Annotated in this window: 20 protein-coding genes and 2 pseudogenes; 12 read left to right on the forward strand and 10 right to left on the reverse strand. The window is 59.8% G+C overall.

The window, feature by feature from the left end; translation table 11 throughout:
• Positions 1–3: 3 nt before the first annotated feature.
• Positions 4–1,377, reverse strand: a complete 1,374-nt coding sequence (locus tag DLM46_RS09370) for an MFS transporter (RefSeq protein WP_208866259.1) — start codon at positions 1,375–1,377, stop codon at positions 4–6.
• Between the two features lie 735 nt (positions 1,378–2,112).
• Between DLM46_RS09370 and DLM46_RS09375 the strand changes: the two genes are divergently transcribed.
• Positions 2,113–4,566, forward strand: a complete 2,454-nt coding sequence (locus DLM46_RS09375) for a glycogen/starch/alpha-glucan phosphorylase (RefSeq protein ID WP_115100489.1) — start codon at positions 2,113–2,115, stop codon at positions 4,564–4,566.
• 114 nt (positions 4,567–4,680) lie between these two features.
• Here the strand turns inward: DLM46_RS09375 and DLM46_RS09380 are convergent, their stop codons facing one another.
• Positions 4,681–5,769: a hypothetical protein gene (locus tag DLM46_RS09380; RefSeq protein ID WP_115100490.1), complete on the reverse strand. Its 1,089-nt coding sequence runs from the start codon at positions 5,767–5,769 to the stop codon at positions 4,681–4,683.
• 763 nt (positions 5,770–6,532) lie between these two features.
• Complete coding sequence (locus tag DLM46_RS09390) at positions 6,533–6,922, reverse strand: DUF6232 family protein (protein ID WP_115100491.1); 390 nt, start codon at positions 6,920–6,922, stop codon at positions 6,533–6,535.
• Positions 6,923–7,846: 924 nt separating this feature from the next.
• Here DLM46_RS09390 and DLM46_RS09395 point away from each other — a divergent pair.
• Positions 7,847–8,023, forward strand: a pseudogene (locus DLM46_RS09395) (DUF1330 domain-containing protein); the annotation flags it as partial.
• 91 nt (positions 8,024–8,114) lie between these two features.
• On the opposite strand, the gene DLM46_RS09400 reads toward DLM46_RS09395, so the two are convergent.
• Complete coding sequence (locus DLM46_RS09400) at positions 8,115–8,741, reverse strand: TetR/AcrR family transcriptional regulator (RefSeq protein WP_115100492.1); 627 nt, start codon at positions 8,739–8,741, stop codon at positions 8,115–8,117.
• A 178-nt stretch (positions 8,742–8,919) separates the two neighbouring features.
• Between DLM46_RS09400 and DLM46_RS09405 the strand changes: the two genes are divergently transcribed.
• Entirely contained in the window at positions 8,920–9,447 is a 528-nt protein-coding gene (locus DLM46_RS09405) for a DinB family protein (protein ID WP_115100493.1), read from the forward strand.
• Positions 9,448–9,806: 359 nt separating this feature from the next.
• Positions 9,807–10,364 carry a sugar O-acetyltransferase gene (locus DLM46_RS09410; RefSeq protein ID WP_115100494.1) on the forward strand — a complete coding sequence of 186 codons (558 nt, stop codon included), beginning with the start codon at positions 9,807–9,809 and terminating at the stop codon, positions 10,362–10,364.
• Positions 10,365–10,620: 256 nt separating this feature from the next.
• Here the strand turns inward: DLM46_RS09410 and DLM46_RS09415 are convergent, their stop codons facing one another.
• Positions 10,621–11,244 carry a TetR/AcrR family transcriptional regulator gene (locus tag DLM46_RS09415; RefSeq protein ID WP_115100495.1) on the reverse strand — a complete coding sequence of 208 codons (624 nt, stop codon included), beginning with the start codon at positions 11,242–11,244 and terminating at the stop codon, positions 10,621–10,623.
• Positions 11,245–11,378: 134 nt separating this feature from the next.
• On the opposite strand from DLM46_RS09415, the gene DLM46_RS09420 reads away from it, so the two are divergent.
• Entirely contained in the window at positions 11,379–11,867 is a 489-nt protein-coding gene (locus DLM46_RS09420) for a DinB family protein (RefSeq protein ID WP_115100496.1), read from the forward strand.
• 151 nt (positions 11,868–12,018) lie between these two features.
• Here the strand turns inward: DLM46_RS09420 and DLM46_RS39350 are convergent, their stop codons facing one another.
• Positions 12,019–12,177, reverse strand: a complete 159-nt coding sequence (locus DLM46_RS39350; protein ID WP_165847940.1) for a hypothetical protein — start codon at positions 12,175–12,177, stop codon at positions 12,019–12,021.
• Positions 12,178–12,372: 195 nt separating this feature from the next.
• On the opposite strand from DLM46_RS39350, the gene DLM46_RS09425 reads away from it, so the two are divergent.
• Complete coding sequence (locus tag DLM46_RS09425) at positions 12,373–12,831, forward strand: cupin domain-containing protein (protein WP_115100497.1); 459 nt, start codon at positions 12,373–12,375, stop codon at positions 12,829–12,831.
• A gap of 180 nt (positions 12,832–13,011) precedes the next feature.
• Positions 13,012–13,215 carry a hypothetical protein gene (locus DLM46_RS09430; protein ID WP_208866253.1) on the forward strand — a complete coding sequence of 68 codons (204 nt, stop codon included), beginning with the start codon at positions 13,012–13,014 and terminating at the stop codon, positions 13,213–13,215.
• Here DLM46_RS09430 and DLM46_RS09435 read toward each other — a convergent pair.
• The 3 genes and pseudogenes from DLM46_RS09435 to DLM46_RS09445 form a co-directional block, all read right to left on the reverse strand.
• Entirely contained in the window at positions 13,178–14,386 is a 1,209-nt protein-coding gene (locus DLM46_RS09435; RefSeq protein WP_244306011.1) for a leucine-rich repeat domain-containing protein, read from the reverse strand. The two genes, DLM46_RS09430 and DLM46_RS09435, sit on opposite strands and share 38 nt — an antisense overlap.
• A 138-nt stretch (positions 14,387–14,524) precedes the next feature.
• Positions 14,525–14,689 (reverse strand): annotated as a pseudogene (locus tag DLM46_RS40140) (NAD(P)/FAD-dependent oxidoreductase); the annotation flags it as partial.
• A gap of 70 nt (positions 14,690–14,759) precedes the next feature.
• Positions 14,760–15,809, reverse strand: coding sequence for a LacI family DNA-binding transcriptional regulator (locus tag DLM46_RS09445; protein WP_115100499.1), 1,050 nt, complete (start codon positions 15,807–15,809; stop codon positions 14,760–14,762).
• A 218-nt stretch (positions 15,810–16,027) separates the two neighbouring features.
• Between DLM46_RS09445 and DLM46_RS09450 the strand changes: the two genes are divergently transcribed.
• The 5 genes from DLM46_RS09450 to DLM46_RS09470 all read left to right on the forward strand — a co-directional run bounded on the left by DLM46_RS09450 (position 16,028) and on the right by DLM46_RS09470 (position 22,366).
• A complete protein-coding gene (locus DLM46_RS09450) occupies positions 16,028–17,185 on the forward strand; it encodes an ABC transporter ATP-binding protein (RefSeq protein ID WP_115100500.1) in 1,158 nt (385 codons plus the stop codon).
• Positions 17,186–17,205: 20 nt separating this feature from the next.
• On the forward strand, positions 17,206–18,441 hold the full coding sequence (locus DLM46_RS09455; RefSeq protein ID WP_115100501.1) for an ABC transporter substrate-binding protein: 1,236 nt from the start codon (positions 17,206–17,208) through the stop codon (positions 18,439–18,441).
• A gap of 16 nt (positions 18,442–18,457) precedes the next feature.
• On the forward strand, positions 18,458–19,405 hold the full coding sequence (locus tag DLM46_RS09460) for a carbohydrate ABC transporter permease (protein ID WP_115100502.1): 948 nt from the start codon (positions 18,458–18,460) through the stop codon (positions 19,403–19,405).
• A gap of 14 nt (positions 19,406–19,419) precedes the next feature.
• Positions 19,420–20,271 carry a carbohydrate ABC transporter permease gene (locus DLM46_RS09465; protein ID WP_115100503.1) on the forward strand — a complete coding sequence of 284 codons (852 nt, stop codon included), beginning with the start codon at positions 19,420–19,422 and terminating at the stop codon, positions 20,269–20,271.
• An 85-nt stretch (positions 20,272–20,356) separates the two neighbouring features.
• Positions 20,357–22,366, forward strand: a complete 2,010-nt coding sequence (locus DLM46_RS09470; RefSeq protein WP_115100504.1) for a beta-galactosidase — start codon at positions 20,357–20,359, stop codon at positions 22,364–22,366.
• 83 nt (positions 22,367–22,449) lie between these two features.
• On the opposite strand, the gene DLM46_RS09475 is transcribed toward DLM46_RS09470, so the two are convergent.
• A complete protein-coding gene (locus DLM46_RS09475) occupies positions 22,450–23,484 on the reverse strand; it encodes a LysR family transcriptional regulator (protein WP_115100505.1) in 1,035 nt (344 codons plus the stop codon).
• Positions 23,485–23,598 lie beyond the last annotated feature (114 nt).

Below are 23,598 nucleotides of genomic sequence, written 5' to 3' on the forward strand. Positions count from 1 at the left end.
CTTTTACGCTGACTCCGCCGATGCCTTGGCGTGCACGCCGGCTCGATGCGACGGCGCCAGAAGCCGCAGCCCGCTTGCAAGGCTCGCCGCGCCGGCGAAGCAAGCGCCCGCGCCCAACGCGAGCGTCGGCCCATGCCGGCCGGCGATGCCGAAGCTCAGCGCGACCAGCGCAGCGCCGGTGGCCTGCCCCAGCAGCCGCGCGGTCGCGACAATACCGCTGGCGCCGCCGCTGCGCTCGGGCGGCGCGCTGGCCATCAGCGCCTTCAGATTCGGCGACTGAAAGAAACCGAAGCCCGCACCGCACACCGCCATCCGGATACCGATGTCGAGCACATGCGGATGCACCGGCAACAACGCGAGCGATGTCATTCCCGCCGACAACACCGCAAGCCCTATCGCGCCGAGCAAGCCTGGCGGATAGCGGTCGGACAGCCTGCCCGCCAGCGGCGCGGCCAATGCCACCACCACCGGCCACGGCGTCATCAGAAAGCCGGTCTCGACCTGGCTGCGATGCAGCACATCCTCGAAGTAGAACGGCAGCGACACGAACGCCAGCCCTTGCGCGGCGAACGAGCACACCGCGGTCACCGCCGACAACGCGAACACCGGCCGCTTGAACAGATCGACGGGCAGCATCGGCGCCGGGTGCCCCGCCTCGCGCCGGATCAGCAGCAACCCAAACAGGAAGGCAACCGCCGCCGCGCTCACTACCCGTTGCGCCGGAGCCCGTTGAGCCGCCTCGCCGAGCGCGAAGATCAGCGCGGCAAAGGTGACGACGTTGAGCAGGGCGGCGAGCGGGTCGAAGTGGTGCGTGCCGCGCTCGGTGTGCGGCAACGCCGGCCATGCAACGGCGAGCGCCAGCAGGCCGAGCGGCACGTTGATCGCGAACAGCCACGGCCATGCCGCCACCGACAGAATCAGCGACGCCACCGTCGGCCCGACCGCGAACGACACACCGACGATCAGCGCGTTGGTGCCCACGCCGCGTCCGAGCCGATGCGGCGGATACAGATAGCGGATCAGCGCGATATTCACGCTCATGATCGCGCTCGCGCCGAGCCCTTGCAGCACGCGCGCGGCGGCCAGCAGCGGCAGGGTCGAAGCAAGCGAACAGGCTAGCGACGCCAGCGTGAACAGCGCAATCCCACCGATATAAATCCGCCGATGTCCGACGATGTCGCCGAGCGCGGCGAGGGGCAGCAGCGTCGCGACCGTCGCGAGCTGGTAGGCGTTGACGATCCATATCGACGCGGCGGGCGCCGCGTGCAGATCGGCGGCGATGGCGGGCAGGGCGGTGTTGGCGATCGCGGTGTCGAGCGTGGCGAGCGCAACGGCGAGCAGGATCGCGGCCATCGCGCGGCGGTTGGCCGCTGACATCGAGCCGTCCGCCGGCCAGGTACGGGTGGAGGTGGCGCTGGATTTGTCGGACAAGGCGTGGCTCGTCGGGTTGAGCATGCCGAAGCGTCGGCCGCGCCAAAGGTGGCGCGGTGCGCAAGCGGCAGGGTGGTGTGGAGCGGAGCGGAGCGCGCGTGGCCCGAATCCATCGGTCAGGGCGGCTCGCGCAGTGAATGAAGTGATTGTTACAGAGTCGTGGAAATCGTGCTGGGAGCGCGGCAGCCCGGTGGCCGTTCGGGCACTGCCGTAATGCAACTAACGGTCAAGCCCGGCACGCGCCTCCGAGCCCGCGCGGCTCGCGCACCATACGAGTTCGCGCGGCAAAACCGTTCAGCAGGGGAGGTGGGCCGATTCGAACACCTGGCGCGGGCATCGAGTCGTTCATCCGCGCGTCACGTGGTAGAAAAATAATCGCGCTGTATCCTGTCGAAGCGCGCCTGCATCGCACGCAATGGTTTGCCTCTTTTGCACGCCGATGCACGCGCGCAGTGCCCGCCAACACGCCGCGTGCACCGCGCGCGTGCGCAAAACCCGCGAAGTATCCCGCATCGGCGGGCATGGCATGTGCGTGATTCCCGCTCGCGCCCGCCGGTGTTCGCGGGTCGTAAAATGTCCTACTCTGTTGGTTAGTTTGTTAATCCGCCTGACCGGCACGCGCCTCCCGTCCGTCATCTGTGCGGTTCGCGTTCGCCGCGTCGCTTTTTCCCGGAGGCTTCGATGACAGCCGTCGATCTGGAATTCGACCAGCTCAACAGTACCGTCGACGCGCTACGGCGCTCAATTTCCAATCGCATGATGTACGGCGTCGGCAAGGACGCCGTCACGGCTCACCCGCACGACTGGCTGCACGCCGCCGCGCTTACCGTGCGCGACCGGCTGGTCGCGCGCTGGATGAAAACCACGCGCCTGCAATACGAACAGGACGTGAAGCGCGTCTATTACCTGTCGATGGAATTCCTGATCGGGCGTACGTTCACGAACGCGTTGCTCGCGCTCGGCATTTACGATCAGATGAAGGAAGCGCTCGCGAGTCTCGGCGTGGACATGGAAGCGCTGACCGATCTCGAGCCGGATGCCGCGCTCGGCAACGGCGGCCTCGGGCGGCTGGCCGCCTGCTTCCTCGATTCGATGGCGACGCTCGGCATTCCGGGCTTCGGCTATGGCATCCGCTACGAATACGGCATGTTCCGTCAGGAGATCGTCAATGGCGAGCAGGTCGAAGCGCCGGACTACTGGCTGCGTGCGGGCAATCCGTGGGAGTTTCCGCGGCCCGAGATCAAGTACATGGTGCACTTCGGCGGCCGCACGGTGCAGCGCGGCGAACACGTCGAATGGATCGACACCGAGCATGTGAACGCCACGGCCTACGACACCGTCATTCCCGGCTACGCGACCGCCGCGACCAACACGCTGCGCCTGTGGTCGGCGCGCGCGACCGAGGAACTCGACCTCGGCGCGTTCAACCGCGGCGACTACCGCAACGCGGTCGATACGAAGAACATGTCGGAGAACGTGTCGCGCCTGCTGTATCCGGACGACTCGACGCCGGCCGGCCGCGAACTCCGGCTGCGCCAGGAATACTTCTTCGTCTCGGCGACGATGCAGGATCTGATCCGCCGCTATCAGCGCACGCACAGCACGTTCGGCCGCTTCGCCGAGAAAGTGGCGGTGCATCTGAACGATACGCACCCCGTGCTGGCGATTCCGGAACTGATGCGTTTGCTGGTGGACGTGCATCACGTGCCGTGGGACAAGGCGTGGAAACACATCACGCAGATGTTCTCGTACACGAATCACACGCTGATGCCGGAGGCGCTCGAAACGTGGGACGTCGAGACGCTCGCGCGTTTGCTGCCGCGCCATCTGGAGATCATCTTCGAGATCAACGCGGAGTTTCTCAAGCACGTCAGCGAGCAATCGTGGCATGACAGCGAGATGATCCGCCGCATTTCGCTGGTCGACGAATATGGCCAGCGGCGCGTGCGGATGGCCCATCTGGCGATCGTCGCGAGTCAGAAGGTGAACGGCGTGTCGAAGCTGCATTCGCAACTGATGACGCGCGACATCTTCGCCGACTTCGCGCGCCTCTATCCGGACCGCTTCACCAACGTGACCAACGGCATCACGCCGCGGCGCTGGCTCGCGCAGGCGAGTCCGTCGCTGTCTTCGCTGATCGATCAGCAGATCGGCAAACACTGGCGCAGCAATCTGTTCGAGCTGGAGCAACTGCGCGATTTGCGCAACGACACGGCGTTCGTCGACGCTTTCCGTGAAGCGAAGCGGCAGAACAAGATGCGCCTCGTGCAGCGTCTCGCGCATCACACGAAACTGCGCTTCGATCCCGATGCGCTGTTCGACCTCCAGGTCAAGCGCATCCACGAATACAAACGGCAGTTGCTGAACGTGCTGCACGTGATCGTGCGCTACAACCAGATTCGCGACGACCCCGAGCACGACTGGGTGCCGCGGGTGGTCATGTTCGCCGGCAAGGCCGCGTCCGCCTATCGAATGGCGAAGACGATCATCAAGCTGATCGGCGACGTCAGCCAGAAGGTCAACCACGATCCGCTGGTCGGCGACCGGTTGAAGGTGGTGTTCGTGCCGAACTATGGTGTGAGCGTGGCCGAGCTGATCATTCCGGCAGCCGATCTGTCGGAGCAGATTTCGATGGCCGGCACGGAAGCGTCGGGCACCGGCAACATGAAGCTCGCGCTCAACGGCGCGTTGACGATCGGCACGATGGACGGCGCGAACATCGAGATCTGCGACGCGGTGGGGCGCGAGAACATCTTCATCTTCGGCCATACCGCCGACGAAGTGGACAGCCTGCGCGCCACCGGTTACCGGCCGCGGCAAATCTATGAGGAGAATCCGGAACTGCGCATGGCGCTCGACCAGATTCGCTCGGGCTTCTTCTCGCCGGACGATCCGCGGCGGTTCTCCGACATCTTCCACACGCTGGTCGATTGGGGCGATCACTACATGGTGCTCGCGGATTTTGCGGCGTTTGCGAAGGCGCAAGCGGAAGTGGACGCGCGTTTCGTCGACAAACGCGCGTGGGCCGAGAGCGCGATCGAAAACGTGGCGGGCATGGGGCAGTTTTCGTCGGACCGCACGATCGGCGAATATGCACGCAATATCTGGCACGTGAATCCGGTCACGATCGAGTGAGGGGTGCTCGATGCGGCTTGTCAGATTCTACTGACTACGGAGTGCCGGGGCGCTCGCTCAAATGAACAAGGCCGGTTCGCAAGAACCGGCCTTTTTTCCAGCGCTCGATGAATCTCACGGCGCGAATCTTTCGCTCTGCTGGGCGGCATACAAACCGAACTCGCCGCGCGGGAAATCGAACAGCACGTCGATGTTCTGCATCGCCATCAGACCGACCACGATGCGGTTGGTGTCCGGTTTCGCCTTGACGATGGTGACCTGCGCGACTTCATAACGGTGCACCCATGATCCGGTACCGATGGCCGCTTCGTAATTGCCCTGCTTGAGCACCGTGCCTGCTTCGCCGTCGCCGGTCCAGTTCGGCGCCTTGTCCGTTTCGATGCGGATCATGCCGGTGCTGCCGGTGGCGAACACCAGGGGCGCGCAGAACGTCATCTTGTCGGCGACTTTCACGCAGCCTCTCGGCCATTGCGCCGCGCCGTCTTTCGACACGGTCATCGGTACCATCGTGTAGTCCTTCGTGAGGGCGCTCGATGGGCTCAACACCATGTACGGCTTCGCGAAGTTCGAGTGCACCAGATAACGCTGGCCGAGGTTGCCGGGCAACGCGCGGAGCGGTTGCGTGTAGCCGGCTTCGCCCGGCTGCGCGGCGCCGACGCCGAAAATGCCGGAAAAGGCCCAGCCGAATTCGCCGGTGTAGCCGTCCATCGCCACGCAGCGCTTCGCGATCGGCAGGCAGCGCACGGTTTCGACCGCTTGTGCGTCGATCGATGCCGGCTTCGTGCCGGCCACGCTGAACGGCACCTTCACCGGCGCGCCCCGAATCTCCGCGCCGTTCGCAAACGACAATGACGTGACGGCGCCGGCGTTCGCGTAGTTCGAACCCGGCAGCACCGACTTCAACACCCGCACGCCTTGCGTGCCGGTGTCGAGCGCGACGTACACCGGCTTGCCGTCGAGCTGAACTGGTAGGCCGAGGCGCGCGTGATCGTTGTCGGCGCGCTCCACATGCAGCGGAATCAGCAGGCCGTCGTTGCCGCCGTTGATCAGCGCGGCGGTCGAGGCCGGCGGCGTGGGCGTGGGAAAGCTGATCGAGCAACCGGTCAGCGCGGCAGCGACGGTCGCGGCCAGCGCCGGCGCGGTGAAATAACGAAGACGATGACGACAATGCCGGCGCGCGGCATCGGAAGACGACAGGAACATGGAATCACGCTTTGCAAAAGAGCGAGTCCCTGGCGAAGGCGATGCATCGCGAGCGGCGAGCTGGACAGCACTGGCGGCGATCTCACTGGACTGCTGCGGCGTGGACGGGGAAACCGGGACGCTTGCGGGGGCCTGCGGGAGGGAACACGCGATAACAGGACCGCTGACTCTACAGGGCCACCCGCGGGCAATTGCAAAGATGTGTAAAGGTTCGTGGGTTTGCAGCGCGGCTGCCGATGCGCCCGTGCAAACGTTGATCTACGGCAATAGTCGCGTGGACGCCGGATCACCGTGGTCTGCGCGCGGCCCAGCGTGGCGCGGTCGAGGGCGCAGGTCAGCAGGCCGATTACGTCGTCGAGCGTGCGCGAGGTGACTTCGACGCGGAAGGTCACGCGTTCGTGCTGTTTGTCGACGGTGACGACATAGAGACGCAGATCGTCGCCGAGCGCGGCATGCAGCGCGCGCCGTCCGCTTGCGGACGAAGTGCCCGGCACAGTGACGTCGATGATGACGAGTGGAACGACGACGTGTGTGCGACGGGCAATACGCGGCGTGCGCGGCGTGCGTGGCAGGGAGATTTCAGACGAGGCGGTGGCGGTTAGCATCGTGATTGCGCCGATCCGCTGAGGTGGCGCGTGTTGTCGATACCTTTCCACTCTAGCGACGTGCGCCTCAACGGCGCGCAAAAGCCGCGCCGCCGCACATCAATTTTGCGTTAACGCGTGGCGCCCCGACGCGCCGGTCCGGCTGCTTCGCGCAGCGCTCAAGGCCTGGTCGCGGCGCTAGCCGCCTTTGCTTCATGCACGGCCGCGCCGACCCGCTCGACGAATTCGCGATCGACGCTCGACAGCGCCTCGCGCTCGCCAGTGGCGGTCTGCACCATGAGTCGGTGGGTAATGTCCTGAGTTGCCCAGGTGAGCCAGCCGACGACCGCCAGCATGATGCCGCACACGAGACCCGCCGCTGAGTGCAAAACGCCGCCGGCAATCGCGCCGGCCAGCCCGATCAGCGAAATCGCGGACGGCAGGACCTTGTTCTTCTGCACGGTGACGACCTGCACATCCAGAATCTCGCGCAGCGGGAACACCTGGCCGGCGGCTGAAAGCGCGTTACGCGTGACCGACACGCCACGATCATTGAAAGGGGTTTCCATCGAGTTGGTGCAAGCGGTAGCAAAGGGCGCAGCGTACCAGACTTCAAATTCCTGAAGTTACGGATTTTTTGGTTGGCCGTGAGGCCTACTCAGCCGGGGTTTCACGTTTAGCTGACTAAAAATTTCAGTTATGGATTTTCTGACTAAGATTTGGTGTTGTTTCTTCGCCGGTTCTTTGGCGCGGCCTTTATGGCATAGCCAGGATTTTAGCCTCTTGTCGGGAAGCTAGGCGTTACATGAAATTCAGTAGCTAGGCACCGGGTGTTGCCGGTTCCAGTGACGCCTCTCTCGCGTCGTACCACCGCAATCAGAACCAGGAACAGGCAGCTTGTCGGCCTTTGCTGACGTTGGCCGGTGATTCGATCTGCGGCCGTTGTGCGTCGCTTCGCCGCCAACCAACGTCAAGTTCGGGCGAATGTCAGAGATGACCGTCCGACAAAGGCAGGAACGACCCTCAACAGACGCTCAGGCTGTTGGGAAGTAAATGGCCGTTGCAGAGTGCGGATTCAACCGGCCGATCGAACCGTGCCAAGTATGCTCGTCGGCTTTCGATACGCCCCGGGCGCCAAGGTTATTTGATTGCCTTACGCCAAAAGAGCAAGTATGCGGATGCGCAGGATACGGCGAGCAAAATTGCCCACATCGGAGCCAAACTGATCAGAACAGCGGTGACGGGTAACATTTGGATTCCCAAAGCCAACGAATAACGATTTCGAACACACATCCGCTTCCCCCGGAATGGACGATCTGACCGAACATTGTGGTTCCGAGTAGCGGTGAATTAATGCTACATCGCTACCTGGGGGCAAATCTGTGGCTTCCTGTCGCACCGCCATTGATTCATGTCAAGGATGAGCCACTGCCGAACCTGAAGGCCCTGGGGACTCTGATATCGAGACAATCGCTGGCCATCGATAGATGTTTCCTGTTGCGCAGATTCTAGAGGGGGATGAGGTGCCGCTGCCGATGGCCGGCGTGTTTGAGTTTCCGACTCTCGTCCAAGCGCTAGCCTTCTACAATTCCGAGAGGTATGCGCCGATCAAGGCCGAACGTCAGGAAGCACAGCAAGCGCGGATGTTCATAGTCGAAACGCACTCGTGAGTGGCAGCTTTCGGAAGGCGTGATGGTCCGGAATGGGTCGCGCTGAGTCACCTGTGTCGGGGAGCGTGCGCCCACCAGCCGCCGTCCGATGTCATGGTCTTGATCGTTCACAATCAGACGCACGACACGTCCCACGGTCGCGCAAATATCCACGGACCAAGCGGCAAAGTTCATTCTTTAGTGCAACCGAGCCGAGATCGCCTTGTCGAGCGGCGGTATGTACCACGCCTTCCACGGCCGCCGCGAGCACACGCCCCGCAACTTCGTCTTGGCTTGCGTCTCGACTAGCTGAACCTCCAGCGACAACCGATCTGTATCGTCGTTGATACTCGCTCTCAAACTCGTCCTGGTTTTCGCGCGAAACAAGCGGGACTTCGTCGAGCAAGACCCGGTGCAATGCGTGATCCACCGAGTGTGCAGCGACAACGCCATCAATCAGGCGTATCACACGCAGGTCGAGAGTCTCAGACCCACTCCAATCGCCCGCATTTGATAACGCGGCGAGCACTGCCTGAAGATGACGCTGACGAATAGCCTCCGCAAGGGCGAGTTTGTTCGGAAAGTATTGATAGAGCGACCCGACGCTGACGCCAGCTGCCTGGGCGACCTCGTTAGTCGTGAATGCAGCCCATCCTCGACGTCCCAGAATGCGAGTCGCGGCTTCAACGATGGCATCCACCATCGCACGTGAACGCTGTTGACGCGGCACTTTACGCATGGTTTTCTGCTGTGGCCTAACGCGAGTATTCAAAATTGACGCTCCACGTCAAAATACGAATATGAGCTCGCATTTTACCGCGGGCCACCGGCGGGAATACGTCGCACTTCCTTGTCGATCGCGCCCGGCTATTTGGGCAGGCCAACCACTGCGGTCACAAACGAGTCTAGGAAACGAAATGAGTGCACAGACGCTTTTAAGTTCTCTGTTTCGATATAAGGCATGGGCCGATGAGGGATTGATCGCAGGGCTGAGAGACCTCGCGCACGATCGCCACAATGGCGAACGTGACACGGCTACTTGCATTTTCAGCCACGCGCACATCGTCGATAAAATCTTCGCGGCACATCTTCAACAAGTGCGGCACGGATACGCGACTACAGGGACCGACGATGTTCCGAGTCTGGAAGAACTGGCTCAGAGCATCAGGGAAACCGATCAATGGTATATCGCGTATGTTGAGAGTTTGACCTCGCTAGAATTTAGCGACACGGTAGAGTTCGTCTTTACTGACGGATCGTTGGGGCGAATGTCTCGCGAGGAAATATTTGGCCATGTGATTGCACATGGCGGATATCACCGCGGCGAGGTGGGACGAATCTTGACCCAGCTCACCGCGTCATCGCCGCGTGATACTTTTACTGGCTACCTTCACGAGGTCGATCCGGCTCGTGGTGGTTTGATGGGTCGCTCGACCGCTTTATGACAATGTAATCTGGTCCCGTGAGGCAACGAAGGGTGATTTTGCGCCACGCGATGCTTTCCGAGCGACGGGTCATCCTCGTTCGGCTTGAATGTCTGCTTCGTGGAAAGCTGATCGGCGCTCGTGGGTCGCGTGCAGCCGATCGCAGCTCGGGGCGACTTCGGTCGCGTATGCCTATTGCATGAGGCGGCACCCGGCCAGTTCGGTCAATCGGCGGAGAGGACTGGATCGTCAACCATCGGACCGACCGCTCGGCTATCGGAGCCATTAGCCTTCGACCTGCATGAATACCTGGATACGATAGGGTTTCCCCGTCATTTATCGCTGAAAGTCACCAGATTGCAACTGAAGGGAAATAACGAATGGCGAATGATGATCGCACCAAGGTAATTTCGAGGAGGACGCCGGAATCAGCGGCCATGTCTGCAAACGTCAAACGAGCGATGGCGATCACCGCCACTCTCAACCGGTTGACATTCAACGATGCGGATGAAGTCCGGGCCTTGTTCAGCGATCTCATCGGCAAGAAGGTGGACGACAGCTTTTCATTGATACCACCGTTCTACACAACCGGCGGGGTCGATATCAGTGTCGGGCGCAATGTCTTCATAAATCAGAACTGCACTTTCTATGATCTTGGCGGGCTCGACATTGCCGACGATGTGATGATCGGACCGAACGTGAGCATCATCACGTCCGGCCATCCCATTGAACCTTCCCAGCGGCGAAACGGCGTAATCGCAAAGCCCATCGTGATTGAGAGAAACGTCTGGATCGCAGCCGGCGCGACCATTATCGGCGGCGTAACGGTAGGCGAGAACTCGGTTGTCGCGGCAGGATCGGTAGTCACCAAGGACGTTCCCCCGAATACTCTTGTCGGTGGAAATCCGGCAAGGGTCATTCGTTCGATTGCTGACTAGAGGGACGTCCGCAAGGGGTCGAGTCGGGCCCCACGCATCCGGCAACACCCGGCCAATAGCTGTCAGTCGATGGCGTGGGCTTTCGGCCGGAAAAGAGACATTCACTCGTGGCCTATACATCTGACGGTGAAGCGATCGGGAGTCGATAGACGCGTTTGTCGCATCGTGCGCCATGCTCCAACCTGATCGCGCTATTCCTCCGATCACCCGCCTATTGGGACTCGAAGCCCCCCGCGAGTGCTCGCTGCTACGGCGACTACTGCAGATACCGGACTACGAGCCGTGTGGCCTCGTCGACGAGCGCTTCAAACGCTTCGTCCGAGAGGCTTTCAGAATGGTGCACGACCGCTGTATGCGTCAGCGCCTCTATTGATGTCACGCACACAAACGCCGCAAGCCCCAGGTCGACTGTGCGAAATTCATCGCAGTGGGCCTCAAGGTAGGCCCTGAACAGGGCATAGGTTTCCCCGTTCAAGACCTCCGTGTTTTCAAGCCTTCCTGTGCGTGGGATCTGCTCCGCAAGCACGCGATGTAGCTTGGGATCGATGCGATGCGCTTCGATCGCTGCGGCGACAAGCGTGCGTACCGCTTGCTCCATCGGGAGTGCCGCAGCCTGTGCCAGCGCGCCACGGACGACCTGCATGAGTTCCTGACTATGGCGCTTCGTGACGGCGGTAACGAGCGCCTCTTTGCCGGGGAAATATTGGTAGAGCGAGCCAACGCTCACGCCCGCTTTCTCTGCGATACGGTTGGTGCTGGCTTTATCGAAACCGTCCCTGACCAAAATGCGAGCCGTCGCTTCAATCAGGGCATCGACCGTTGCGCGTGATCTCCCCTGGGAGGCGTATTTCCTGGGTTTCGTGGGCGGTTTTCGCGGCATTTCTCGCGCTCCAAATGCGAGTAGGTAAATACGAGTTCTTACTCGTATTATGCATCTGACGAATCGAATAGCAACGCAGAAGCCAACCTTGATCGAGCGCGCATCATAACTTCGACGGTGAAAGGAGACATCTCATGATCCATCAGCCCTACTCGAAACTTGTCGCCATCAAACGATGGGCCGATCGCGGCCTCTACGATGTGGTCAGTCAGAATTTCGACCGGCTGAGCAGCGAGGATGCGTCGATCATGCTCCGCATCCTTGACCATATACATATGGTCGACAGAATCTTTCAGCATCACCTGCAGGGACTGTCGCACACGTTTCAGGCGCCGCGATCGGAGAGAATGCCGGAGCTCCAGGCGCTTGCGAGCAGTGCGCGAAAGGTCGACGGCTGGTACGCGTGTTACGTGGATAGTTTGGCGGAGAGCGATTTCGAGCAGCCTGTCGATTTCGTCTTCACCAGCGGAAAGCCAGCGCGCATGCGGCGAGGTGAGATCATTCTACATGTGTGCCTGCATGGAACTTATCATCGGGGCAACGCCGGCGCCGTTCTTCAGTTGAAAGGCATCACCCCGAGTCGTGATGCGATCACGGACTTTCTAGAAGAAGACGCGACGTGATGCGGGCTGGCAACCACTTAATGTCCGCTTCGGCGGTTCTGAATGACGGCTACGTGGTAGGGGCATTGTCGCCTATGAGTCGAGAGTACGCATTCGATTACAGTGAAGCTGCCGTTCGTGGGGGCCGAAGTGCGAATGTCGGGAAAGTGATCTACAGCCGCCTGACCGATGCCGATACCTGAATGTCGGTTTGGCCGATGAACTGACCGCCAAGCTTGACGTTAGAGTTTCCGCTATCGAAGTGAGAGAGGCGCTCGAGTAACAGAATCATCGCGATGGCAAGCGGATGGAGATCGCTGACCGGCACCATCCTGCGCCTGTGTCCGTCCACGTCCCAACGTACCTGGTTTGATCACAGGATGCGGACGCATACGTACATGACTGCCATTACACAATCTACGGAGATTCGCTGAAATGCGTGCCTGTCACGGGTGATAGACTCCGTTGCGCGCCTCGATACGTTGCTAACCGAACAACAACCTCGCCATCTATTCGGAGCCGTCGCATGATCAATGAACAACATACGGTCACCCGCGCCAGCCCCTTGTCCGCAGACGGGCTGTGGATCCCCGAGGGGCCGGGTAAGTGGTCGCGGCCGTTACGCTTCCTGAAAGACGATCGCGGCTGGGTGGAACTGATGCGTCTGGCGCCAGGTATCAAGCTCGGCCTGCACCGTCATACCGGCGATGTGCACGCCTTCAGCCTCGAAGGGCAGCGTCGCCTCTGTACTGGCGAAACTGTCGGACCCGGCGACTACGTGCACGAGTCTGCTGGCAACGTCGACTGGTGGGAGGCGGTCGGTGACGAACCACTGGTCGTGATGGTGGTAGTGATGGGCACCGTCGAATATCTTGGTCACGATGGCGAGATCAAACGCCGCATCACAACCGCCGATCGCCTTGCCGACTATCAGCGCTACTGCAGCGAGATGGGCATCGAGCCGCAGGATCTGCTCGAGCGCTGAGCGCGGCGCCCCAGCCTGCAGATGAAGGCGCTCGTGCCGGCGCACATCGCGATGATCTAGTCGTCAAAGCTCGTAAAACGGCGCCCGTGTGTGGGAATCGCGGGCATTCAGACATGCGCGTTTGTAAGGCGGTTACAGGGGGCGAAGTCATCGCCACCCTTCGCCGGCGATGAAGAGAGCATGGGCACGGAGGGGACTGGCTATCTGTTGAATCATGTGCCGCACGCAGCCGGCGACGCGATGAACAGCGCCGACACCGGATCGCCCAACGTCCTGCGCTTTGGCGAGAAAGGCATGATCTGGCTGCGTCTCGACCTGGCGCACCTGTTGAAAAAATGTCGAATGATCACCACACGATTCGCGTTTTTGGAAGCGCCGCTTTGAGATCGTCGACGTTCCTGGCCTGGGTGCCATACAGAATGAGCTCTCGCAGGCCAGTGAGCCCTTTCAGCGCGTCGACGTCTTCGACAGGGGTGTTCGCAAGGTAGAGTTCCTGCAAACCGGTCAAACGTCGCAGTGGATCGATGTTTCGAACCCTGGTGCGAAAGAGATTGAGCATCCGCAGGCTTTTCAGGTCTTTCAGCGCCTCGACGTTCTCGACCCGGGTGTCGGCGAGATTGAGCCTTTGCAGACGGGTGAGCCCCTTCAATGCATCGATGTTCGTCACTTGCGTGCGAGCGAGCACCAGCGTGTCCAGCTGGAGCATGCCCTGCGCTGCGTCGATATCATCGACCTTCGAACCGTCCAGCACGAGCGTCCTGAGCGAGGCCATTCCTTTTAGTGCGTCGATGTCTCGCAGCGGCGTGTTCGCTAGATAGAGCGCTTGCAGACCACGGAGCTTTTTCAACTCACGGATGCTGTCGACCTGGGTTTCGTTGAGGTCGAGCGTCTGCAAGGAGGCGAGCTGGCTGAGCGCGTCGATGTTCCGGACGTTCCGCGCGCCGCCGAGTTTGAGCGCTTCCAGATGAGGCAAATCTTCGAGCGGATCGAGATCGCGAACCTGTGTATCCCGCAGGTCGAGTTCTCGCAGATCGCGCAGGTTCTTGAGCGCGTCGAGATTCGAGACGCGGGTATCCCAGAGGTTCAGCGATTGCAGACCGGTCAGCCCTTTTAGCGCGGCGATGTTTTCGACTTCGGTGCGATGGAGCACGAGCCTTTTCAGCGAGTGCATTTCCTTCAGGGCGTCGATGTTCCAGACGGGCGTGTCCGTCAGGTCAAGCGATTCCAGATCGTCCAGTCCCTTCAGCGAATCGAGGTTATCGATCTGGGTGCCTCCCAGATTCAGTTCGATCTTGCGGTCGGAATTCTTCAGATGTGGCAAAGCGGCGGCGACCTGAGATGCCGTCATTGTCGGTTTCGCCCGCAACGCCAGGCATTCCGAGTCGGGCGTGGCTGTCGACGCGTCGCTCTCGTTGCAGGTGCCTTTGATGAATCCCAGTTCGCTCAGCGCCCGTTCATCCGGGCTCTTGTGGAACGGGTTGAAGATCAGCAGCAAAATGCCGAGCAACAGCACGATTGCGCCACCGATGGCCCACGGCTTGATGATTCGCGGCAAGGACGGGTTCCTACCTTCGACGGTTGAGTTCGTGGGAGACGGCGGGGTTTCGGGCACGGCGGGCTCCCGTAGTGCAGACTTCCTCCTTTATACACGAAGAGCGGGGCGCATTCCGCCCAGGCAACGTCGCTCTTCGCGCTACGCGTGAGAGCCAGCGACACGTTCTGCCAGCCTGGCGTCGTAGCTCGGATGCATGTGCACGCGTTTCTTGTCCGGGAACGCGTAGTTGTAGGCTTCGCGAAGGACAAGCGAAGCCTCGTGAAATCCGGAGAGGATCAGCTTCCGATTGTTCGGATAGTCCGCTCCTTATCACGTTGAGTGGGCGTTTGGCGGAAAATGCAGGTGCGAGAGCCCTCGGAAGCGTCTCGGACACCTAGTTGCTTATGCTCGCCGGTGCTGCTGTTGAGCCGCGAATAACGAGCTTCGGTGCCGAAGTGTGGATGACAGTTGTCTCTGTCGCGCGCCCGTTCATGAGATCGATAAGTAAGCCGATGCCTTTCTCCGCCAATTCGGCGGTGGGAATGGCAACGGTTGTCAATCCGGGCCGCGATTGTCTGGCAGGAACGATGTCGGTGATACTCACTACCGACAAATCATGCGGTACCGAGTACCCAAGGTCCGAGGCTGCGTTCAACACGCCCAAGGCGGGGAGATCATTGGACACAAAGATTGCCGTCAAATCAGGTCGAGAAGACAGCAAGTCCGTCGCGGCCCGATATCCGTCGTCGAACGAGTCTTCCGTGAAACGCTCGTCAGATGCCAGTCGACGAATCTTCGTTTCGCGCATGACTTCTTGATACCCTGCGTAACGAGCGCTGTGAATCCCATTCTTTCGACTGCCAATGATTGCACCAATACGCCGATGCCCCAACTCGACAAGATGCCTGACCGCAAGTTTTGCGGCACCCTTGGAGTCGAACGTTACGCACGGGATTCCCGGTGGTTCGTCCGGCAGTTCCCACACCGATATGACAACCGGGATTCCGCGCTGCTGAAGCGCCCGCAGTTCTTCAATCGGCAGGCCTCCATAGTTGGCTACCAGCACTCCATCCGAAAGAGAGCCCGCGACCTGCTGCAGAAAGCTCGTACCACGATCTGGCTCGTGATCCGTGTTGCACACGAGAAGGTGGCGCTCGTATTTGAGCGCTGACAGATTGGCGGCAAGCGTGAACTCGGGATAGAAAGGGTTTGTGATGCAGCTCAGCATCAACGCGAGCGTCGGCGCCTTTCGCTCTACCAGTGCTCGTGCCGTCAGGTTGGGGCGATACCCTTGCCTTGCCACTGCCTCGAGTACACGCCGTCGAGTCTCTTCCCCGACGCGTCCGCGACCACGCAGCACATTTGAGACCGTCATAACCGAGACGCCGGCGTCTTCCGCCACCTCTCTGATTGTGACGGCCGGAGTGAAATGTTTGCTGTTCATGACTGGTGGTTTCGTGCCGTGCGGCAAAGGATGCGTGACGCAACATTCAATAGGCTCGGCGAACGCCTGTCAACTCATCTTCGGTAGAAAACCTATTGCGTCGGCCAAAATTCCGGCGTAGAGTCCGTTTCAACAACAGGGAAAGTTACGTCCGGACCGGCCTCGCGGCCTTTTTTTAAAGTTCGATGATGTAACGTTAAATCAAATCGGACGGAGACATGGCAACCATCACACTGAAGGGCGTGACGAAGGCGTATGGAGATCACGCACCCGTACTACACGGAATCGATCTGGACATCGAGGAAAACGAGTTCTGCGTTTTCCTCGGTCCGTCGGGTTGCGGCAAGTCGACCTTGCTTCGCATCATCGCTGGCCTCGAAGACGCGACATCCGGCGACGTGCAGATTGGTGGGCGCCTTGTCAATGCAATACCTCCTGCCAAACGAGGGGTAGCGATGGTCTTCCAGAGCTACGCCTTGTTTCCCCATATGACGGTCGAAGAGAATATGGGGTTCGGTTTGAAGCTGGCCGGGCTACCCGCGAGCGAGATTGACAAGAAGGTTCAATCTGCAGCAAAGACGTTACAACTCGACGCGTTGCTGAAGCGAAAGCCGGCGGCGTTGTCCGGCGGTCAGCGCCAGCGCGTCGCGATCGGAAGAGCCATCGTCCGGGAACCCGGCGTGTTCCTGTTCGATGAACCGCTCTCGAACCTCGACGCCATGCTCCGCAGCCAGACACGGGTCGAGATTGCCAAACTCCATCATCAGTTTGCACAAGCCAGCACGGTCTATGTGACTCACGACCAAATCGAGGCAATGACCCTCGGGGACAAAATCGTTCTCCTGCGGGCTGGCGCAGATGCCGAACGATTCGGCAGCATTGCGCAGGTAGGCTCGCCGCTCGATCTGTATCACCGCCCAAACAGCCGATTCGTTGCGGAATTCATCGGTAGTCCCAAGATGAACTTCCTGGAAGCAACCGTTCAATCTGTAAGCAACGATGGGGTGTCAGTGAGACTGGACAAGTCCAACGACGGAGTGCTAGTCAAGGTGGACGGTTCGTCGTTGCATATTGGTCAGACAGTGCAACTTGGGATTCGTCCCGAACACTTCGACCAGGTGATCGATAGCGGCTCCGAGCGCGAGCAGCGCGTGAACGGCGGCGCGACACAAACGCTTCGGCGCCGGGTCGCTCTCGTCGAACGCCTGGGTGAACACAGCTATGTTCATCTCGACGACCATGCTGGAACTACGGTCGTCGCGAAGCAATCAGGCGACGTGAGCTATCGACCTGGCGCGCCCGTCACGGTCCGATTCGACTCAATCGCTTGCCACCTGTTTACCGCCGATGGTAACGCTGTGCCAACGCTTCATTAAAACAACATCCGGAGACGTCCATGAAACGAATCATTGCGCTCTCAGTTCTGAGTGCCGCCCTCTCTGTCGCTACGGCCGCCAGCGCCGGTACGCTTCAATTGAACATTGCTTTCAAAGGCGCGGAGACGCGTGCCGTCTGGGAGAACCTGATCAGGCAGTTCCAACAAGCCAACCCTGACGTGACGACCAAAGTGGCGTTCGTCGAAGAGGAAACATACAAGGTTCAGCTTCCTGCATGGCTTACATCCGTAGCGCCTGACGTGATCAATTGGCACGAAGGCGAGCGCATGGCCTACTATGCGCAGCGCGGCCTCCTCGAAGATCTCTCGTCAGACTGGAAAAAGAACGACTGGAACACGCAGTTTGCGTCCCTGAAGACGGCCTCTTCGTATAAGGACAAACAGTACGCAATGCCGACCCAGTATTTCGCGTGGGGTCTGTACTATCGAAAGGACCTGTTCGAGAAGGCCGGAATCAAGCGCGAGCCCACAACCTGGCAAGAGTTTCTCGACGACTGCAAAAAGCTCAAGGCCATTGGCATTGCACCGATTGCCGTCGGCGGTCGCGACTCGTGGACGCTTGCTGCATGGTTCGACTATCTCGATCTGCGCATGAACGGCTATGACTTCCACATGAAGTTGATGAACGGCGATATTCCATACACCGATGCACGCGTCAAGAACGTGTATCTGGCCTGGAAGACGCTGATCGACAACAAGTACTTCATCGACAATCCGCTGTCGTACAGCCTCGACTCGGTGCAGCCGCTCTACATCCAAGGCCAGGCTGCAATGATGCTCATGGGCACGTTCCTGTCCCCTGGCTTGCCTCCGGCGACAAAATCTCAGACCAGTTTCTTCAAATTCCCGACAGTGGACCCAAAGGTGACGCCGGCGGAAGATGGTTCCGCCGAATGTCTCAACATCCCGATGCGAGCAGCAAGCAAGGCCGATGCGCGGAAGTTTCTTGCGTTCATCGGTCAACCTGATAACGACGCAGCGCTCGCCAAGGGGGTGGGCACCTTGCCCGCCAACAACAAGGCGGCCATGCCCGATGACCCAATCGCCAAGATCGGCTTTCAGATCCTGTCACAGACGACAGGCGGTGTCGCTCAGTTTTACGACCGCGACATGACCAAGGAAATGGCCGACGAAGGCATGAAGGGGATGCAGCGATTCATCAGCGATCCGTCGAAGCTCGATGACATCCTTAGCGACCTCGAAAAGATGCGCAAGCGCGTCTACAGCAAGTCCTGATCACGCGAGAGTTCAGATGGCCACAGCCGAAACGAGAGAGTCGGTGAGCCAAGGCTCGCCAACGGATCAGCCCCGCCGCATCAGCCGCTCGTCAGAGTCGCGGCTGTCGGCACCCCTTGCCCGGAAGCGCAAACGAGCTGCTTTGCTGTTTCTGCTACCCGCTTGCACGATGTTCTGTATCTACGTGATCTATCCGATCATCAGCAGCATCGTGCTCAGTTTTTTCAACTGGGACGGAATGAGCGACAAGGTGTTCGTCGGACTGGCGAACTATAGCGAGTTGCTTCATAGCGACACGTTCTATGTTGCCTTGAAGAACAATGTCTTGTGGCTCGTTCTATTTCTGCTTGCCCCACCAATTGGACTGGCGTTTGCGCTGTATCTGAACCAGAGTGTGACGGGCATGCGGTTGATCAAGTCGCTGTTCTTTTCTCCCTTCGTGCTGTCAGGCGTTGTGGTCGGTCTCGTCTTCAGCTGGTTTTACGATCCCGCGTTCGGTCTGTTGAAGCTTTTCGTTGGGCACGGCATTCCAGTGCTTGGCGACGAGCACTATGCCACTTTTGGTGTGATCGCCGCAGCGCTTTGGCCGCAGATCCCGTTCTGCATGCTGCTCTATCTCACCAACCTCACGAGCATCAATCCCGAGATCATCGAAGCGGGAAGGATGGAGGGCGCAACGGGCTGGTCGCTGCTCTGGCACGTTGTGCTCCCTCAACTGCGCCCAGCAACCTTTCTATCTGTCGTGCTCACCATCATCGGTGCGCTCCGAAGCTTCGACTTGATTGCCGTTATGACAGGCGGAGGCCCGTTCGACAGTTCGACGGTGTTGGCCTATTTCATGTACGACCAGGCCATCAAGTATTTCAGGTTTGGTTATTCGGCGGCCATTGCAGTCGTGTTGTTTTTGATCATGCTGGTCTTCATCGTGTACCAGCTACGCCGGCTCCTTCACGCCGACCGATAACAGAGGAATCGCACATGTATCCCACTCCGGTGAGCCGTTGGAGCCCGATGAGCCGTAAGGTTTACAAAACCTCGTTGCCGATCGCGCTTGTAATCTGGCTGCTTCCACTGATTGCGGTCTTCGTCACGTCGGTTCGTTCGACGGACGATCTGACGAACGGCAACTATTGGGGGTGGCCTGAAAAGTTTGCGCTGGTGGAGAACTACCGCAGGGTACTCTTCAACTCCCCCATGCTTCACTATTTCCTGAACAGTTGGCTCATCACGGTGCCTTCAGTCGTCGGCTCCATCGCGCTGGCCGCGATGGCCGGATTTGCGCTGGCGACGTATCCGTTCAAGGGCAACAACAGCATTTTGGGTATCTTCGTGGCTGGTAACTTTGTTCCGATCCAGGTGCTCATGATCCCCGTGCGTCAGTTGACGCTTCAACTTGGGTTGTTCAACACACTTGAAGGACTGATCCTCTTCCACATTTCGTTTCAAACCGGGTTTTGCACGTTGTTCCTGCGAAACTTCATCAAGGAACTCCCGTATGAGCTCGTTGAAGCAGCGCGGATCGAAGGTGCCAACGAGTGGCAATTGTTTTACCGGATCATCCTGCCGTTGATCGCGCCCGCCCTCGCGGCGCTTGCCATACTCGTGTTCACATTTGTCTGGAATGACTATTTCTGGGCACTTTGCCTGACACAGGGCGATGACGCGGCCCCCCTCACGGTCGGGGTGGCAGCGCTCAAGGGGCAGTGGACGACCGCCTGGAATCTGGTGTCGGCGGGCTCGCTCCTCGCAGCCCTGCCGTCCGTGGTCATCTTTTTCACGATGCAAAAGCACTTCATCGCCGGTTTGACATTCGGCGCAACGAAGGGCTGAGCGAATACCGATCGTCGATAGGATGCGGGTGGCAATCTCGCAGGGCGCAGCGCGTCCCTAACATTTGACAAAAAGGAATCTGTCTATGAATGTCGGTGTCGACTACTATCCCGAGCATTGGGACGTTTCGTTGTGGGAGCAAGATGCCAGGCAGATGCAGGAAGCCGGTATCACCCTTGTTCGCCTGGCTGAATTCGCGTGGTCGCGGCTCGAGCCGACGGAGGGTAATTTTGATTTCGAATGGCTTGACCAGGCGATTGCCGTGTTGGCGCGGCATGGGATAGAGGTGGTGATTGGAACTCCGACCGCAACGCCGCCGGTCTGGCTGACTCACCACTATCCGGACGTTCTGCCTGTCGATAACAAAGGCAACGCGATGTTCGCTGGCGTGCGACTTCACCGTTGCTACAACAGCCCGTCGCTCCGCAAGTTCGGCAAGCGCATCATCGAGCAGATCACGCGGCGTTATGCGGCGCATCCGGCCGTCATCGGTTGGCAAACCGACAATGAACTGGCGGCGAACGATTGCCACTGCGAAAACTGCACGCGTTTGTTCCGTGGCTGGCTGCAGAAAAAGTATGAGTCGTTGGAGACCCTGAATCACGCATGGGGCACCGTCGTCTGGAGCGGGGAATACAGCGACTGGGAACAGGTGAACACACCACTTGGCGGTTCACCGCATCTCAATCCTTCGTTCTTGCTCGACTTCCGGCGGTTCTCATCCAACGCGGTTGCCGACTTCAATCGATTCCAGGCGGCGCTGATCCGGGAAAATAGTCCGGGCAAATTCGTGACGCACAATCTGTGGGGATATCCCGTCACCGCCGACTACTATGACATGTTTGACAGCATGGACTTTGCGTCTGTCGACTATTACCCGGCGACCGATTTCCTGGACGACTCCAAATCGAAGATGTACCACGGCGCATTGACTCTCGATCTCGCGCGTGGCGTAAAGCGTCAGAACTTCTGGGTCATGGAGCAACTTAGCGGAACGCCAGGATGTTGGTACCCCATGTCTCGCACTCCGTTCCCGGGCATGATCCGCGCGTATGCATGGCAAAGCGTCTCGCGCGGTGCTGACACGATTGTCCAGTTTCGTTGGCGCTCGGCGCGTATCGGTGCGGAGCAGTTCTGGCACGGACTTTTGGACCACCACGGGCAGCCCGGCCGCCGTTTCGATGAGTTTGTCCAGTTTAGCCGGGAAGCCAGGAAGCTCGCTCCGCTGCTCGAGGGCACAACGCTCAAGCACGACGTAGCCATGCTTTTCTCTCACGAGCAGCTAAACGCTTTCCAGATCCAGCCGCAGGCTGATGGTTTCGACTACCTGGGCAACTTCAAACGGTTCCATTCGGCGTTTCTGCGAATGGGTGTTGGTGTGGACGTCATTAACTGGAGAGAAGACTTCCACGGCTACAAGCTTGTGGTCGCTCCGATGCTGTATTTGATCGATGACGCCATTGCGGGGAAACTCAAAGGATATGTCGAGAACGGTGGGACCCTCGTACTGACAACACGATCCGGCGTCAAGAACATGGACAATGTTTGCTTGCCAGACCGGCTTCCAAATCTATTAACCGATCTCGCTGGCGTGTATGTCGACGAATACGATCCTGTCGGCAAGGATGTGCAGACGCTGATTCTCGCCACTGGCGAGGAGCTCGCAAGCAGCCAGTGGTGCGACATCCTGACTCCTCTCACAGCAGAAACGGTGGCAACGTACGCAAGCGAATATTTCGCGGGCGAAGCGGCTGTGACTCGAAACGCCTTTGGTCACGGCGCTGTGTACTACATCGGGACGGTCCTTGACGAGAGGGCAAGCCAGGTCCTGATGAAGCGCATCGCCGGGGTCGCGGGCATCGACTTCGAGCTTGAGCTTCCTGACGGTGTGGAAGTCTCGATCAGGAGCTCGGAGGAGAGGCGGCTTGTGTTCGTGCTGAACCTTTCCAGGGAGCCGAAGGAAGTCCCGCTTCCCGCCCGTAACTACGTGAGCGCGCTTTCGGATCGTCGAATTCCTGGTGAGAGCATAAAGCTCGGGCCAGGGGGCGTGGAAATACTTGTTGAGGTGAACTCCACGGTGACCGCGAGCGCTTAACCCATGCCTAGTTTCGCGATATGTCGACTGTCAAGCGATCGCCAGGGGGATACCCACTCGTGCTTTTCGCGCGCGACGCGGGATCAGGTCGGCCGGTGTGAGTCGCGCGCGTGCGTCGCATCGGCACTACGGCTGGTTGTAAGCGTATCGACGGCGTCCGCGCCAACGCGATAGGGCAGGTCGTACGTCTCGCGGCTCGCTGCGCGCAGTGCGTCGATCATCAGAGCCGCGGCGGGGGAGAGAAGCTTCTCCGCCGGGGTGATGATCCCAAAGTCGTCCATTTTGCAGTCCATCGGCAGCGGCAGGATCTCCACCATGCCGTGCGCCGCGTAATAACGCGCAACATCTTCGGCGAGCACGGCGATCATGTCGCTCTTCTCGAGCGCCCGCGTAATGAAGAGCAGCGCCGCCGTCTCCACGACGTTCGAGGGCGGAGCGAGGCTTGCACGCTGGAACATGAGCTCGAAGCGATGCCGCAACACGCTGCCGGCCGGCGGCACGACCCACGCGCCGCGCTGGACATCGGACAGCGCAACTGGCTCGCCGGTCAGCAGCGGATGGCCTTGCCGAACCACTGCGCAGACGGGCTCGCCGGCCAACGGTTCGTAGCGCAACTGGCGCTTGTCGTGCTCTGCCGACAGACGTCCGATTACCACGTCGAGCTTGTCTTGCGCCAGCCGCTCCAGCAGCACGTTACTGGTGTCGATTTCGACCGAGACACGCATGTTCGCATACACGCGCTTGACTGCCGCGACAGCCGCCGGAAGCACGCGCACGCCCGGCGAGGTGATAGCACCCACCGCAACGTGCCCCAGGCGTCCGGCCTTCAAAGCGGCCAGTTCTTCCTGTGCCTGGTCGAGACTGCCGAGCACGACGCGTGCATGGCGGATCAACGCATCGCCATAGAGAGTTGGCCGCACGCCGCGCGGCATGCGCTCAAATAGAACCGCTCCGAGCATCTCCTCCAACTCGCGCAACAGTTTCGAGGCAGCAGGCTGGGTCATGTTCAAGGCCGCCGCCGCCCGGTGGATGTTGCCTTCTTCGGCCAGCGCAACCACGAGGAGTAACTGGCGGGTTTTCAGGCGAGTACGGACGTACCACGGGTTCGTATCCAGCATGACTTAGGTATTTACACTGATATATGAATTGATATGTGAAGCGTCTAAATTTTCATTGGTAGGTTATCAGTTTGGTCCTTAAACTGCACGCAAATCTAGCCAACCCAAAGACGG

Source organism: Paraburkholderia lacunae (genome assembly GCF_003353175.1).
Lineage (GTDB): Bacteria > Pseudomonadota > Gammaproteobacteria > Burkholderiales > Burkholderiaceae > Paraburkholderia > Paraburkholderia lacunae.